Origin of the sequence: Vibrio sp. M260121 (assembly GCF_036533715.1) — a bacterium.
In the GTDB taxonomy this organism is placed as follows: Bacteria; Pseudomonadota; Gammaproteobacteria; order Enterobacterales; family Vibrionaceae; genus Vibrio.
Map to the genome: position 1 here is coordinate 88559 of NZ_JATABF010000015.1, position 14942 is coordinate 103500.

Genomic DNA, 14942 nt, shown 5'->3' on the forward strand with positions numbered 1-14942 from the left:
GTTTGAATTATTGATAAAAAAGGAATGCCAATGAGCTCAAGTATGATCCTTAATGAATCGCTGATTGTAAGTGGCCGAGATATCCCACTAAAAGAATTGTTGTATGCGAAGCGTGTACTTGATAATTACATGGCAGTGGCAAAAGAAAGTAGCCCATTAGAACTGCTGACCGAAATGAAGTCTGCGGCAAAACAAGTAGAGTACTTCACCACCGATGATAACCCTTGCGAAGCGCGTAACGTCATCAGCAGCATGATTGATGAAATCGACAGTGCCGAGACGTTTGATGCATTTAAAACGCTGGCGGGGAAACCTTCTCAAGCACTTAACGAACTGATCGAAGATCGTGCTCAGCTGATCAAGCACGAGCGTGAATTGCTGTTGGCTTCAGGCTACGACGCGTCTCGCATCTGATCCCTGGCAATTGCCCTAACGAAAAATAGTTCTAACGAAACATCGCGCATCAAAAAGGAGCTCATTGAGCTCCTTTTCTGTTTCTAAATCTTTGAAGATCGTAATCGCTCTATGCTTTGATGCTACAGCCCCATGTCTTCAGTGATTTCTTTAATCTGTTTCAAGTCCATCTTGTGAACTTCGATGAGCTGGTCAACTTGGCTTAGTCGTGAGTTCGCTTCATCGTGTTTGTCACACGCGTCAGATTTCACATCCCAAGACTTACCTTCTAAGAAAACATCACACTCTTTTTTAAGCGTCTCGATTTTCGGTAACAACGCTTGGCGTTCTTTTTCTAGTGACTCAAGCTCTTGTGAGATTTGCAGCTCTTTACGGAACACTTCACGTGAACGTTCAAATATGGTCGCTTGCATGTCTGCTTGACGGTTAAGTTTGTCGTTCTCGCTCTTGGTCGTGTTCAACGTCGCTTTCTGCTCCTTCACTTGAGATTCAAGCGACAAGTTCACTTTCTCTACTTCAGTCAGTTGCTCTTGAAGTGCTTTGAGTTGCGCTTTGTGCGCTTCTTCTTTCTCTGCCAACAGTGTCGCGACTTTAGCATCGATCTCTTTATCTAAGCCCGCTTCACGTGTTTTTACTTGAGAGACCAAGTTGGTTTTGTCTTGTGCCAGTGCTTGGTACTTTTCTTCCAACACTTGATAGGTCGACTCCCACTTGCTTGCTGTCATTGCAGAACCAGCTAAGCCACCGAACGCTAAACCTAACACGGCTGCAATCGCGATATAAATGTGAGTACGCTTATCGCGCTCCTCAATGACAACTACTTCGTCTTGGTCTTCAATATTATTTTGAGAAGTCACCGTATCTTACTCCAAGGACTCTACTGGTTTGCTAGCGAGTGAGTTCCGCAATCATGATTGATGCGGTATAAATTAAGAACGCGCCGATCAAGGTAATCACGGTCGCCTTTTGGACTTTTTCATTGGTACGATAACGAAATAGCACAAACGCTACTCCAATCAATACCGCTATGGCTAACAATCTGGTCATACCGTCTCCTTGTCCAATAATAAGAACTTATCCGATTCCATAGACAGTTGCGCAAGGAATCATTGTAACCTATTTCTACGTAGCTTATGGTCAACTTAGCGTAGATTTTGAAGCGATTGCTCCCGTTTTGATCAATTTTCTGTTCTAAACTGAACAACTTATCACCAGCCTAGAGAACTCTCATCAAACCCTACGATTGGTCTCTTCCCTTACATACATACCAAGAATGAGCAACATAGAGAGTTATTTGTTCAATTAATCAGCAAGTCTATGAAACTAAGACAGCAAAACCCGCATAATGTGTTGAAAATAAATCTTCATTTGGGTGTTGAAATGGTAACAAAACATGATAGAGTTCACACGTTAATGGTGACCAGCATCATTAACTAACCTTTACTCATTTGATTGAGTAAATGTTCCGATGAAGACTGCAGGAGAGTGGTTATTAACCAAATCTTAACATTTGGTTAGGGTAACTCGCCGAAGAATTAACTATTTCAGGTGCTACCTTGGTAGCGGGGACTGTAGTTGGAGGAACCTCTGGAGAGAACCGTTAAATCGGTCGCCGAAGGAGCAAGTCCTGCACATGTGTGCGGGGTGAAACTCTCAGGCAAAAGGACAGAGGAGTGGAAAGTAACAACCTAACTATTTGGCGTTCCCGCCTTATTTTGAATAGCATGGCTATTCGAGATCTTTGATCTCGTCCTTTCCCTCTTCTCCTTATTAGTTGTTTTATTAAGGGGAAATCATGAACGACCTACAATCTTTACTTCAAACCATTGATAACTTTGTCTGGGGTCCACCACTGCTGCTTTTGCTCGTGGGTACCGGTGTTTACTTCACTTTTAGCCTAGGCTTGATCCAATTTAAGCACCTACCAACTGCGTTAGCGATGGTATTTCGTAAAGATAAGTCATCTGATAAACAGGGTGACGTTTCTAGCTTTGCTGCGCTGTGTACTGCGCTGTCTGCAACCATTGGTACAGGTAACATCGTTGGTGTTGCTACCGCAATCAAACTTGGTGGCCCTGGTGCCCTATTCTGGATGTGGCTTGCCGCTCTATTCGGAATGGCAACCAAATACGCGGAGTGTCTTCTTGCGGTGAAATATCGTCGCGTTGACGACAAAGGCCAAATGATTGGTGGCCCTATGTACTACCTACAATATGGTGTTGGCTCGAAAGCGCTTGCGATCATGTTTGCGGTATTTGCACTGGGTGTAGCGTGTTTTGGTATCGGTACCTTCCCTCAAGTGAACGCGATTCTTGATGCCAGCGAAATTTCTCTCGGTGTAAACCGTGAACTTGCTGCTTTCATCCTGACTCTATTGGTTGCGTTTGTCACTTTAGGTGGCATTAAATCCATCGCGAGTGTTGCAGGTAAAGTGGTTCCGGCAATGGCAGTATTTTACGTACTGGCTTGTTTGAGCGTGATCATCATGAACGCTGACCAATTGCTAAACGCCGTTGAGTTGGTGTTGGTGTCTGCCTTCACTTCAACCGCAGCGACTGGTGGTTTCTTGGGTGCAAGCATTATGCTAGCCATCCAGTCAGGTATCGCTCGCGGTGTATTCTCAAACGAATCAGGTTTGGGTAGTGCACCGATGGCAGCTGCGGCAGCGAAAACAGACTCTTGTGTTAAACAAGGACTGATTTCAATGACGGGTACCTTCTTCGATACCATCATCATTTGTACCATGACAGGTCTTGCTCTGATCCTTACGGGTGCATGGCAAAGTGACCTTGCAGGTGCAGCGATGACAACACACGCATTTGCCGTTGGTTTGAACGCAGAGACATTAGGCCCAATGCTGGTGTCTATTGGTCTCATGTTCTTCGCGTTTACCACCATTCTTGGTTGGAACTACTACGGTGAGCGTTGCGTTGTGTTCCTATTCGGTACCAAAGCAGTGCTTCCATACAAGCTGATTTTCGTTGGTCTGGTGGCGTCTGGTGCGTTCCTTCACCTTGATATGATTTGGCTACTGGCTGATATCGTAAACGGTCTGATGGCAATTCCTAACCTGATTGGTTTGATTGCTCTGCGCCATGTGGTGTTGGAAGAAACAAAACTGTTCTTCAAGCCGTCATCTCAATCGGATGATTTTGATGCAGTGAAAGCATAATCCAAGGGCTTTGTTGCGTAATAGTGAATGTGACCTGTTTAGCTCTATCAAACAGAACTATCCTCTTGGCCTGTTGATTGTCCAAACCGCCAGGTAAGGGATAAGCAGCCTAACATTTGATAAATAGAGATGAACTGTAGTTAATAATTCTTTTACGCAACAAAGCCGCTGATGAGCTAAGCGCACTTGGGTTTGAAGGTGCAGAGATGACCGTTCAGGCAGCAAACTAACCCTCAATAATAATTACAACGAATCACCAACAACTTGCCCGCGACTCCCCATCGCGGGCTTTTTTACTCATTTCAGAACACTCTTCGCTTTGAGCACCGATTAAATAAGGGAAAACGAGCTTCCAAACAAGCATTAGCATTAGCATTAGCATTAGCAAGGAATGATTTTATGGGATGCCAACCAATTAAGTTAACAGTTTGTACATAATGCCCTGATTTATTAATTTGGGGAAAACAGTTTGCTGCCGCTTGTAAAACAACGCCAAACCAGTATCGCATACTCAAAAGCGAAAAAGATCATCGTCTTAAATCTCAAAGGTGGTGTGGGAAAGTCGACTTTCTCTGCCAGTTTGGCCAGCAAACTCATCGGAAATGGACATACGGTAGAATTGATAGATTTCGATAAACAGCAATCTACCAACCGTTGGGCCAATGGCATCGATGAACTACCAAATCAGAGCTATAACCCTTCCTTTCGCAGTTTGTCTAATATCGCTGTCACGCTTAAGGTCAGTAACGCGACAGATTACGTGGTGATCGACTCTCCGGCAAACTTCTCAGAGAGCGACTTAGTGCGTTATCTTAGATACGTCGATTACATAGTCATACCAATGCAACCGTCACCCATCGATTTGCATGCGTCGTTGCCATTCATCAACACGCTGATCGAGAAACACATCTTTAAGTCTCGCCAAATCAAAATTGGTTTTGTCATCAACCGATGCGTTCATCAAGACGAAAGGCTCGATCGCGTTATGCGTCTTTTGCGCTTCTTCCGCCAGTTCAAAACACTAGGCATCATGAGCGAGTCCGAAGTGTATCAGCAACCTTTCATGGACAAAGAGTTGGTTGATGCAAGGAACGTAGACCCAATCCTGTGGGATAACGTGATTAAGTGGTTAGGGTAACAAGCTTCATCACTATCTAGCACTCAACCTCCAGACAAATAAAAAGAGACAAGCATCGGCGCTTGTCTCTTTTGTTCTATTTAAAGTTTAACCAGAAACTTAATCTCGTAGCCATTGGTGCTCTTCACCATCACCTTGCTTGTTAAAGAAAGATGAGTGTTGCTGCTTGAACTGGTCCGCTTTTATTTCTGAAATCGGCCATTGACTGAAGTCTTCGCGAATGAAGTCATCCTCAATACCAAACTCTAGGCTTCTTAGCTTGCTGCCAACAAAGCGATAAATGTAGCTCTCCCCCGAATCTTCACAAAGCATAGGAACATGAGACATAGGCTGACCATTCACCGAAACGGACACCCACTTGCTACTTTCTGGCTTACACGCTTCTTGGTTAACCACATCAATCTCGAATTTATTGTCTAGTGTGGTTCCTACAAATACTGCGGTTGACTCTTTTAAGTAAACGCGGCGTAACAACAGCTGTTTAGTATCTTGCGTGCGCGTGGCTTGGATACCATTGGAAAAAGGCTCAAAGTAAGCCCAGTGCCAATCCCACCTCATCCCTTTCTCGGCGAAGTTCAACTGGGGAACCGTCTTCCATGTGACGATCCCGAGCAAGACGACGATAAAAAGAACTAAAGCGATGACAATTCGAATAAGAACACGCATTAAAATGGCTTTTCTACAAGTAGTTTAATACCGAGAGCTACAAGCACAGCACCCGTTGCCCCTTCCATCCACTTCATGAAGCTCGCGTTTTTCAAGAGTGTTTTTGCTGAGTTCAAAGTGCCAGCCAAACCACATTGCCATACCATCGCAATAATAAAGTGGATTGAAGCCATCATCATTGATTGCAACAATGGAGAACCTTCTGGGTTTACAAACTGAGGCAAGAAAGCGAGATAAAAAACGGCGGTTTTTGGGTTCAATACATTAGAAAGGAAACCTTCGCGGAATGAGCGTTTGCCATTGTAAGCTTGATGCGCTTGTTCAGAAACCGCAATACCGCCATTTGTTTTCATCAGTGCACGTAGGCTGCTCAAACCAAGCCAAATTAGATAAGCGGCACCTACCATCTTCACCATTTGGAACAGTTCAGCAGATTGGGCAAGAACGGCAGAAATACCCACAGCAGAAAACAGCGCATGAACAAATAGCCCGAAACAGATCCCCAAGCTGGTTGTACAACCATCTTTAAGACCTGCGCGGCTTGTATTGCGAATCACCAATGCGGTGTCCAATCCCGGCGTGAGCGTCAAAATCGTAATGGCAATAAGAAATGCCTCAAAATTCAAAATATCCATATTCTTTTAATAAGTTGTTGTGTATCACCCATCAATACCGTCAATCCACACAATGCGCAAGCAACTTTTGTGAGCGTCATCGTTGAAACTCACATAACGTACAAGGCAATACGCATAAGTTTTTCCTTATATAAAGAGAGTTACAACTATTTCTACAACTTTTATAAAAACGATCAACCTCGTTTACTACTCCTCTATTTTCATCAGGAATTATAGTTTACTTCAACAACACAAAGTAAACGAAAGTTGGTGTGCAAATGGGATATATCATTCTTTTTCATTGCTGCCTGATGATCGCAATGTGGTTATTTGTTTTTGCGCCACTGTTTAGTAGTGCCAATACCTTAACGATGAGTCTTGTTGGCAAATTAGAAGATCGGTGTGAGATAAACTTCACGTCAGGCCAGAAAATAGATTTGTCCGAACACAATATCAAGACATTACCATTGGATATATATTGCAATCAACCACTTGGTGTAAGTGTGTTTTCAAAGAATGGCGGATTAAAACTGGACAACCGAGACGACATCCCTCCATTCGAGTATTTATTTGAAATTAACATTAACAAAGCCAATATTCATGAAGAAGTAAAAAGTATCGACTTACTCTCTGAAAAACGCTTTGACAGTTCAGGTGTTATTCCATTTTCGGCATTAGGAGAAATAAGAATAACGCTAGAAGATCGCTTGCTATACGCAGGCTATTACGAAGACGTGATTGAAATTGATGTATTCCCCTCAATTAACAGCGTCATCAACTAGGAGTTCTGTATTCGATACAGAGAAAGGCTAGCTCGGTGGGATTTGGGCTAAACATGTATGTTATCTCTCAAGTTAAAGGAATCTTTTTATGAAAAAACTTACGATTTGTGCAGCGGCTGTTACAGCAATTTTCGGTTCGCAAGTTCACGCAGGTCCGGGTGATGTTCAATTAGTGGGTTATGTTTCTCCAGTATGTGAAGTATCAGGGCTTGCTACTCAATTGCTCGACTTTGGTGATGTAACACAAAAACAAACTGTTTCTATCGATCTGGATATGAAATGTAACGATGTCGATGGTGCAACCGTTTCGTTGACCAGTTCTGAGGGTGGTCTTGAATCGGATGATGATGAAGATTTCGCGCTAACTTATACCGCAACTTTTGCACCTACAGGTCTTCCATCATTTGATCTAAATGCACCTGGTGGTCCGGGTTTAAACGATGTCTCTAGTGAGCTGTCATACCCGGGTTCTTCGGGTCTAGCATCTGGTGTTGATGCGACATTGACTGTTCAAACAACAGAAGTGGCAACATGGGCAGGTGGCTACTCAGACACGCTAACCGTTAATGTAACTTCTAACTAATCCCCTCTGGGAGGCTGAACGTATGGCCTCCCTTTCTACACAGCCATACCAAGCTGACATTGATGGAGCTCAACATGACTCGATGGATTATCCTAGTCGCAACATTTTTATTTTGTTCTTACGCTATCGCATACAAGGTTGAACCTATGGTTGCTGAGATTGAACCTATAGGCAATCGAGCCCAAATGTCGATGCGTATCGACAATACATCCCGAGTACCCCTAACTGTTGAGCTCTATCCTTTTTCAATGACCATGGATGAGCAAGGTGTAGAAACAACAAAACCCGCAGACGATGAATTGCTCGTTATTCCAGTAACGGCAATCATAGAGCCCGGTCGCTCTCAATCAGTCATGATTCGTTATTTAGGTGACCCTTCAATCTCTGAATCAAAAGCATATCGTGTCTCTATTAAACAGGTAGAAGTAACCCGTGGTGAAGAACAAAGCGCTAAGATGGGGTTATTACTTCAATTCAATACACTAATTAATGTTAAGCCAAAAAACACATCAGCAAACTTAGATATAAAGAGTATCAAACAGAAAGGGAATAAATGGATTGTGGAAGTAGAGAATAACGGAAACAGTTATGGTAGGTTGACAAATACTAACTGGAATTTATCCGATGGTAACAATTCTAAATACCTTAAAGGATTAGATATTAGTAAGTTGATCGCAGGCACACTTGTCCTTCCTCATTCAACTCGCTTTTTCGAGATGAAACCATTAAAAGGATTCGACGTTTCCGATCTTTCGATTGAAATAGAACAGGAAAAATAAGATGTTCTATCCTTCTATCACCTGTCTCGCCTTGCTATTATTTAGTAGTTTTGTTAATGCGATTATCATTTCACCAACTGTATTTGAGTTGAATACAGATAGTAATACGACATCACAAATAATCGTGACAAATAATTCAACAGAAAAAATGCCACTAGAAGTAAGCATCCATCAGTTGGTATTTAAGCCAAATGGCCAATACAAAACCAAAGCATTAAATAGCGACGCACTTTTAGTTTTTCCACCGGCAGCAATGTTAGCACCGAACTCAAAGCAAGTATTTCGCATTCAATGGCTTGAACCTTCCGTGCAAAAAACGTCTTCCAGCTACTTTATACGATTTACGCAAGCTCACTTGGCAAATGCTGACAGTCACACCGTCACTTTATCCGGGCAGCAGAGCGGAGTTAAAATTAAAGTGCATTATAACGCGCTGCTTCATGTGTACTCCAACAGCCAACAACCAGACGTCACCTTGGAAGTTTCTGATGCCGGACAATTGGTTATTCGTAATACTGGCGAACGCTTTACCTACTCTCGACTACTTTATTTTGAGCCGTTAACAGCGACAGAAAATTACTCGCTCCAACAACAAGTCGGTGACCAATTTTTGCCACCATTTTCTACCTTCACCCTGCGTTCACGGAAAGCAATCCCAGTAGGAAAATATCATGGAAGAGAGCAATGAGCGTCGGAGCAGTGCTGTTTGGCTCCTATTCATTTTATTAACGATTTTATGTATCGCTCAAATCAACATCAGTTGGGCACGCGAGGTTGTGCTTAATCCAACAGGTCGAGATATCGAGCTATCCTCTCTTTTAAAAATCAGTGACAGCGTCTTGGGTCAGGCACAAGTCACCATTACCGCTGATGACGAGATTCGCTTACCGAAAGACAGTACCATCGCCCTACTTTCGTCATCTGTCGCCGAGTCAGCCTTAGAGAAATTACGAGACGCCCATTCAGGGACCTTATCTCAAGAAGACTTTCGACGTGCCGGGCTTGGGCTTACCTTTGATTTATCCACCCTAGAATGCATCATTTCAGTTCCTAACGAGTTGAGCGTCACGCGACAAATATCGTTAGCTGAAGACAATGAACATTTTAATTATTCTGAACCCAGCTTTTTCAGTGGTTATGTCAATGTCACCGCATCGGCGAATGAAACTCAGACCATAGCAGAGCAAAATGACCGACAAAGTATTTACAGTACAAGATTTGAATCGGGCTTAAACGCAGGTTCTGCAAACCTTGAATACGAAGCCACCTTTGAAAATGGATCATCTCAAGACTCAGATTATTACCGCCAAGGCACGCGCTTAAACTATGATTTTCCTTCACAAGGAACGCGCCTTGTATTGGGTGATATGTTTAACTCTGGCAAGAGCTTTCAAGATGGTACCGACATCCTTGGAATCGGCATCACACGTGACTTTACTTTAATTCCTACTCGAAACGTGCGCCCTAAAGCCAATCAGTCTTTTACATTGCAACGCACGTCGAATGTCGACGTTGTTATCGATGGCATTGTCGTTCAGAGGCTGACACTGGGCGCAGGCAGCTATAACTTGAGTGATATCCCTCTCGCACAAGGTACTAACGATGTCGAATTGGTGATCACCGACTCTTCTGGGCAAACCGAAAGAATTCAATTTTCTGTCGCAACGGGGAATGACCTTCTTAACAACGGAGAGTTTGAGTACAGTTTAATGGCGGGCGTGCCATCAGAGGTCAATAACAACGAGCTCGATTATCAAACCGATCAAAAATTGATACATGGTTATCTTGATGTTGGTGTATTGCCATGGCTTACGCTAGGCGTAAACGGTCAAAAACGTGAAGACCTGTACCAATATGGCGGGACGGCTTTAATTGCAAGCTCATTAGGTGTCACCGAATTGTCCGCCTCTCAAAGCCATCATCCCACTCTCGATTCTGGGCAAGCATTCCGCGTCGCTTTCGATGCAGAATTTGATGATGACAATCCTTGGCAACCACAATTAAGTGTTTTCTATGAATACCAATCGGAAAACTTCGCGGGCGTAGAAAGCTACGACACCATCGACTCTCCTCTCAACCAAACCACCCACTATGCCTCGGCGTTTGGTGCGTTTTATATTAATGACGATTTACGTGCAGCCATGACGGTCAATTACCGCTCTGGCACTGAAGATACTGCGAATTATTGGTCAGTTAGCCCTAGCCTGTCCGGTTCGTTCTTCTCGACACCTGCGACATGGAGCGCAAGGGTCAACTATGAGAACAACGACGTCGGTTCAGATGAATGGAATACGTCTCTCACGTTAAGCTGGCCATTAAGCGATTCCACACGATTAGTCAGCCGCTACAACAGTGAAGTCGATAAAGCAGCACTAGACCTCACTTATCAAAATAATGTAGGTAATACTGGGGGCATGTCAGGCTATGCTTCTGTTGTTACCAGCCGAGACAGCGACGCTGACATTGACCTTGGCGTTAACTATTCTGCCAACCGCTTTCAAGTTATCGCTGACCACGCTACGCGTATGGAGAGTTTGAACGAAGATATAAGAAACCACAGTACGCGTGCAGAAGTCAGTAGTGCGATTGCCTTTGCTGGTTCCTCAATAACAGTTGGACGCCCAGTGCGTGAAGCGTTTGCAGTGGTGTCTAAGCACCCAAGCTTGGAAGAAAACAATGTTGATATCGATCCAACTCTAGACGGTGAAAACGCTCGCGTATATAGCCATAGCGCATCCAATGTATTGATACCGGACTTGGTTGCCTACAACCCTCAATTGATCAGTTATGACGTAGAGAACCTACCGCCCGGTTACGATTTAGGTGACGGGGCATTTTGGCTGAGTCCTGGCTACAAACGCGGTTACCAACTCAAGATTGGCTCAGATTCTGTGTTAACTGTAATGGGAACATTACTCGATCGACATACTGGCAGCCCTATCCCACTCATTGCTGGCGTGGCGACTTATTTGGGTAGCGAAACCCAACAGCCCATCGAATTCTTTACTAATCGAAATGGCTTGTTTGCAATCTCCGGCTTACGTCCCGGTCAATACCAACTCACACTCGACACAAAAGAAAAACAGACAGTGGTGATCACTTTAGATGAACGCAGCAATGTTTTAATCAGATTAGGAGAGCTTTATGTGGATTAAACCTTTTATCAGTCTAATATTGCTTGCTCCCCCAGCATTAGCGGGTTCTCTTTGCTCAATGAGTAACTTAAGTGTCGAACCTGCTTCTACGCAGGCACGCTATGATGTGTTTGCCTCTGGTACATACACACTCATTTCGACATATCGACTGCGCGCCAATATTGAAGGCGAACAATGCCAAATTCCGGTCAAGTTAGAGATTGATGATGGTGACTCTTTTTTAAAAGGAGAAGCCAATGCCCAGTTAATTTTCGAATGGCAAGGCGGGAACGGTTACCAAAAAGGTAATCAATGGCATGTCGTCTTAACAGAGAATAACGCTGATATCACCTTTCAAATACGTTATCCGGCTCAACAATGGCTCGCCTCAGGTATTTATCAAGGCAAGCTCGAAGCGACAGTATTAACCGAACAACTTCTCAATAACGAATATGTTTTACCGGCTGTGACAAATATCGCAGTCACTGTTTTGCCGATGGCCAAAATACAGTTTTATGGTTTGACTCAACAGCACTACGAATTGGATATGGGGATACTCCAATCCAATAAAGTAGTTACATCCGCGCCCAAACTTTGGATTCAAAGTAACGCCGGATATAACCTGGTTTTTGAATCAAAAAACCGAGGTGCGCTCCGACACAAATCTGCGGACACCCAATGGGACATTAGCTACGATATGTATCTGGATTCTAAGCAAATTAACCTAGATCAGGCGAGTGCTAGAGTCAGCGAAAATACGCCATCTAAGGGACACGCCAAAAACATGAAATTTATCATCGGCGATACGCTAAATAAACCGGGAGGTACCTACAACGATGTGCTCCAGATCTCAATTGAACCTAAGCTTTCGCAACAACCTTAGGCAGTCGCAAAGTTGAAACAGAGAAAAGTGGCGAGCACTATACCCCTAGACTAAGGTGATTACATTATCAATATTATTAGTACAAAACTATTATATAGGGGCTAGTTATGAATATGGGGACACATAGGAAAGAATTAGAATCTAACATCCTTCTTATTGGTGAAAACTGTATTCAAAACCAGTTTATTCGCCGAGAATTGGAAAAGACCCCCCAAAACAAACTTACCCGTAAAAGCATCCATTGCTTGGACGATGAAATTAACTTGTCTAGCTACAACGTTGTTCTGATTTCTAACTATCTATTGGAAGAAAGGTCACTGTCTGACTACATCTCACTCAAAACAAAAAGCACCGACTTAGTGGTTTATGACGTACCGAAAACGGGCTCAGATCTTCGGCTTTTTTCTTGTCTCAATCTCAAAGGCGTACTTTATGAAGATTCGCCAATAGAGCATTTAACTCGCTGTATCGATGCCGTGTTAAGCGGCGAATTGTGGTTACCTCGAAAACTGATGGCAAAAATGCTGATTCATTTCCGTCCTTATGCCATCAGTTCTCAAGAAATCAGCAACACGCTAACGAAAAGAGAAAAGCAAATCCTCGATCGTATTGTTCAGGGACAATCAAATTTAGAAATTGCTGACGCTTTATTTGTTGCGGAAAGCACAGTAAAAACTCATGTTTACAAGCTTTACAAAAAACTCAATGTGAGTTGTCGTAAAGAAGCCATTCAAAAATTCAGCCGCCCTCTTAAGCAAGAAACTCAAGAACATTAGCCATCGTTGACTCTAGTCTTGTTTCTCAACATTCCCTTTGGTTAGGTGTACAAGTGACTGAATTTGTGCACAATAGACCTGCATTATTTGTTAATAAATAGTAAATTAGACACACTTCTCTATCGGCATTGTCTTAATGCTGCCTTTTTCTCTGCATCGGTGTCGAGAGATATGAACGTACGTTCAAAGACCCCATTTGGGGCGTTTAAGGAAAGAACATAACAAAGAGTAGTCACATGAGCGCATTTCAAAAACTCGTCGAACATTCAAAAAAAGTCTCTAACTTTGGTCACCTATCTGCAATCGTAGGGTGGGATCAAGCTGCCGTCATGCCAACAGGCGGTGCGGAAGCTCGCTCTAACGCGATGGCTGAACTTGAGGTGCATATGCACTCTCTTATGACTCAACCTCATTTAGGTGACCTGTTTGCACAAGCAGAAGAAGAGTCATTATCAACGCAAGATCAAGCCGTACTGCGTGAAATGAAACGCGATTGGCAACAAGCAAACCTACTGCCTGAATCTTTGGTACAAGCACAGTCATTAGCAGGCTCTAAGTGTGAGCATGCTTGGCGTACCCAACGTGGCAATGACGATTGGGTTGGCTTCGAAAAGAACTGGGCTGAAGTGGTTAAGCTTTCTCAAGAAGAAGCTCAGATTCGCGCAGAAGCGACTGGCACATCACCTTACGATGCAATGCTAGAACTGTACGAACCAGGCACAACGTCCGCGTCTCTAGACGTGCTATTTGCGGATGTGAAAACCTGGTTACCATCAATGATTGATGAAGCCATCGAAAAGCAAAAAGCCAATAAAATCCTGCTTCCGAACGGTCATTACCCTGCTGAAAAGCAAAAAGCACTGGGTCTGGAAGTCATGAAGCTGCTGCAATTCGACTTTGAACACGGCCGTCTTGATGAAAGTGTTCACCCATTCTGCGGCGGTGTTCCGACAGATGTCCGTATTACTACTCGCTACGACGAAAAAGAGTTCGTACAATCATTGATGGGCATCGTGCATGAAACAGGTCACGCGCGTTATGAGCAAGGCCTGCCAAAATCGTTAGCAGGCACAATGGCTGGCCAAGCTCGCTCAATGGGCATCCACGAATCTCAATCTCTGTTCTTCGAGATGCAGGTGGGCCGCAGCCAAGCATTTGTTGAGCACCTTGCTCGTCTGGCTTCTAACCACTTTGAAGGTCCTGAGTTTGCTCAAGACAACTTGTCGAAAATCTACACACACGTAGAAAAAGGCTTCATCCGCGTCGACGCTGACGAACTGACATATCCTGCTCACGTTATCCTACGTTACGAAATTGAACGCGACCTAATGAACGGCGTGATCAAACACACTGACGTTCCAGAGTTGTGGAATGAAAAGATGAAGGCTTATTTGGGTCTATCGACAGAAGGCAACTTTAAGAACGGTTGTATGCAGGATATCCACTGGACAGATGGCGCCTTTGGTTACTTCCCGTCATACACGCTTGGCGCGATGTACGCGGCGCAATTTATGGCAGCGATGCAGCAAACTGTGGACGTAAGTGGTGCGATTCGCTCTGGCGATCTGTCGCCAATCTTTACTTGGTTGTCAGATAACATCTGGAGCAAAGGTAGCTTGTTGTCTACTGACGGCTTGGTAAGCCAAGCTACAGGCGATGTATTAAACGCGAAACACTTTAAAGCACATCTAGAAAACCGATACTTGGGTAAATAAATTTCGCCAAGTCATCACACGAAAAAAGGCTGGTTTAGTACCAGCCTTTTATTTGCGCTAGAGTCTAGGCTTTGTTGCTTAATTAAGTGAGAAGACATGGCTGCCCCATGTTGATTGATACTTAAACAATACACTGAGTTTCAGGCATACCAAGCCCTGTAATCTTGTTCAACGCTTTGATCATAGCGTAAGTCTCGCCAACCTGAGCGTTGTAATTTCTTAGGCTTAGTTTCCCACCTAACAACTGTTTTACCCGATACATTGCTGTCTCTGAGAGCGAGCGCTT

15 protein-coding genes, 1 pseudogene and 1 riboswitch are annotated in these 14942 nt (G+C 43.8%); of the genes and pseudogenes, 11 read left to right on the top strand and 5 right to left on the bottom strand.

Annotated elements, in window-relative coordinates; all coding sequences use genetic code 11:
* Window positions 1–30: 30 nt before the first annotated feature.
* Window positions 31–414, top strand: a complete 384-nt coding sequence (locus QTO06_RS10765) for a hypothetical protein (RefSeq protein WP_009704311.1) — start codon at window positions 31–33, stop codon at window positions 412–414.
* A gap of 122 nt (window positions 415–536) precedes the next feature.
* On the opposite strand, the gene QTO06_RS10770 is transcribed toward QTO06_RS10765, so the two are convergent.
* Both QTO06_RS10770 and QTO06_RS10775 read right to left on the bottom strand, forming a co-directional pair.
* Window positions 537–1271, bottom strand: a complete 735-nt coding sequence (locus tag QTO06_RS10770; protein WP_331407970.1) for a chromosome partitioning protein ParA — start codon at window positions 1269–1271, stop codon at window positions 537–539.
* 31 nt (window positions 1272–1302) lie between these two features.
* Window positions 1303–1461 carry a hypothetical protein gene (locus tag QTO06_RS10775; protein ID WP_005434065.1) on the bottom strand — a complete coding sequence of 53 codons (159 nt, stop codon included), beginning with the start codon at window positions 1459–1461 and terminating at the stop codon, window positions 1303–1305.
* A gap of 530 nt (window positions 1462–1991) precedes the next feature.
* Window positions 1992–2093, top strand: a riboswitch (glycine riboswitch).
* A 116-nt stretch (window positions 2094–2209) separates the two neighbouring features.
* Between QTO06_RS10775 and QTO06_RS10780 the strand changes: the two genes are divergently transcribed.
* A complete protein-coding gene (locus QTO06_RS10780; RefSeq protein WP_331407971.1) occupies window positions 2210–3586 on the top strand; it encodes an alanine/glycine:cation symporter family protein in 1377 nt (458 codons plus the stop codon).
* A gap of 469 nt (window positions 3587–4055) precedes the next feature.
* Complete coding sequence (locus QTO06_RS10785; protein WP_331407973.1) at window positions 4056–4724, top strand: ParA family protein; 669 nt, start codon at window positions 4056–4058, stop codon at window positions 4722–4724.
* A gap of 99 nt (window positions 4725–4823) precedes the next feature.
* Here QTO06_RS10785 and QTO06_RS10790 read toward each other — a convergent pair whose 3' ends face one another.
* Window positions 4824–5390: a threonine transporter RhtB gene (locus QTO06_RS10790; protein WP_331407976.1), complete on the bottom strand. Its 567-nt coding sequence runs from the start codon at window positions 5388–5390 to the stop codon at window positions 4824–4826.
* The gene (locus QTO06_RS10795) at window positions 5390–6025 is read right to left on the bottom strand and encodes a LysE family translocator (protein WP_331407979.1); all 636 of its coding nucleotides are present in this window, start codon (window positions 6023–6025) and stop codon (window positions 5390–5392) included. The genes QTO06_RS10790 and QTO06_RS10795 overlap by 1 nt, the downstream gene beginning before the upstream one ends.
* Before the next feature lie 257 nt (window positions 6026–6282).
* Here QTO06_RS10795 and QTO06_RS10800 point away from each other — a divergent pair, with 257 nt between their 5' ends.
* The 8 genes from QTO06_RS10800 to QTO06_RS10835 all read left to right on the top strand — a co-directional run bounded on the left by QTO06_RS10800 (window position 6283) and on the right by QTO06_RS10835 (window position 14656).
* Window positions 6283–6786, top strand: coding sequence for a hypothetical protein (locus tag QTO06_RS10800; RefSeq protein ID WP_331407981.1), 504 nt, complete (start codon window positions 6283–6285; stop codon window positions 6784–6786).
* 88 nt (window positions 6787–6874) lie between these two features.
* On the top strand, window positions 6875–7369 hold the full coding sequence (locus QTO06_RS10805; protein ID WP_331407983.1) for a hypothetical protein: 495 nt from the start codon (window positions 6875–6877) through the stop codon (window positions 7367–7369).
* A gap of 74 nt (window positions 7370–7443) precedes the next feature.
* Entirely contained in the window at window positions 7444–8148 is a 705-nt protein-coding gene (locus tag QTO06_RS10810) for a molecular chaperone (RefSeq protein WP_331407985.1), read from the top strand.
* Window position 8149: 1 nt separating this feature from the next.
* The gene (locus tag QTO06_RS10815) at window positions 8150–8836 is read left to right on the top strand and encodes a pilus assembly protein (protein ID WP_331407987.1); all 687 of its coding nucleotides are present in this window, start codon (window positions 8150–8152) and stop codon (window positions 8834–8836) included.
* Entirely contained in the window at window positions 8820–11303 is a 2484-nt protein-coding gene (locus tag QTO06_RS10820) for a fimbria/pilus outer membrane usher protein (protein ID WP_331407988.1), read from the top strand. Before QTO06_RS10815 ends, QTO06_RS10820 begins: the two co-directional genes overlap by 17 nt.
* A complete protein-coding gene (locus QTO06_RS10825) occupies window positions 11293–12165 on the top strand; it encodes a hypothetical protein (RefSeq protein WP_331407989.1) in 873 nt (290 codons plus the stop codon). Before QTO06_RS10820 ends, QTO06_RS10825 begins: the two co-directional genes overlap by 11 nt.
* 107 nt (window positions 12166–12272) lie before the next feature.
* Window positions 12273–12941, top strand: a complete 669-nt coding sequence (locus tag QTO06_RS10830) for a response regulator transcription factor (protein WP_331407991.1) — start codon at window positions 12273–12275, stop codon at window positions 12939–12941.
* 236 nt (window positions 12942–13177) lie between these two features.
* Window positions 13178–14656 (top strand): carboxypeptidase M32, encoded by a 1479-nt coding sequence (locus QTO06_RS10835; RefSeq protein ID WP_331407992.1) that lies wholly within the window; start codon window positions 13178–13180, stop codon window positions 14654–14656.
* A gap of 121 nt (window positions 14657–14777) precedes the next feature.
* On the opposite strand, the pseudogene QTO06_RS10840 reads toward QTO06_RS10835, so the two are convergent.
* A pseudogene (locus QTO06_RS10840) lies at window positions 14778–14942 on the bottom strand (IS5/IS1182 family transposase); the annotation flags it as partial.

Coding starts and splice junctions, on each gene's coding strand:
- QTO06_RS10765 (WP_009704311.1), top strand. CDS start 31: ATGAGCTCAAGTATGATCCTTAATGAATCGCTGATTGTAAGTGGCCGA.
- QTO06_RS10775 (WP_005434065.1), bottom strand. CDS start 1,461: ATGACCAGATTGTTAGCCATAGCGGTATTGATTGGAGTAGCGTTTGTG.
- QTO06_RS10780 (WP_331407971.1), top strand. CDS start 2,210: ATGAACGACCTACAATCTTTACTTCAAACCATTGATAACTTTGTCTGG.
- QTO06_RS10790 (WP_331407976.1), bottom strand. CDS start 5,390: ATGCGTGTTCTTATTCGAATTGTCATCGCTTTAGTTCTTTTTATCGTC.
- QTO06_RS10795 (WP_331407979.1), bottom strand. CDS start 6,025: ATGGATATTTTGAATTTTGAGGCATTTCTTATTGCCATTACGATTTTG.
- QTO06_RS10800 (WP_331407981.1), top strand. CDS start 6,283: ATGGGATATATCATTCTTTTTCATTGCTGCCTGATGATCGCAATGTGG.
- QTO06_RS10805 (WP_331407983.1), top strand. CDS start 6,875: ATGAAAAAACTTACGATTTGTGCAGCGGCTGTTACAGCAATTTTCGGT.
- QTO06_RS10810 (WP_331407985.1), top strand. CDS start 7,444: ATGACTCGATGGATTATCCTAGTCGCAACATTTTTATTTTGTTCTTAC.
- QTO06_RS10815 (WP_331407987.1), top strand. CDS start 8,150: ATGTTCTATCCTTCTATCACCTGTCTCGCCTTGCTATTATTTAGTAGT.
- QTO06_RS10820 (WP_331407988.1), top strand. CDS start 8,820: ATGGAAGAGAGCAATGAGCGTCGGAGCAGTGCTGTTTGGCTCCTATTC.
- QTO06_RS10825 (WP_331407989.1), top strand. CDS start 11,293: ATGTGGATTAAACCTTTTATCAGTCTAATATTGCTTGCTCCCCCAGCA.
- QTO06_RS10830 (WP_331407991.1), top strand. CDS start 12,273: ATGAATATGGGGACACATAGGAAAGAATTAGAATCTAACATCCTTCTT.
- QTO06_RS10835 (WP_331407992.1), top strand. CDS start 13,178: ATGAGCGCATTTCAAAAACTCGTCGAACATTCAAAAAAAGTCTCTAAC.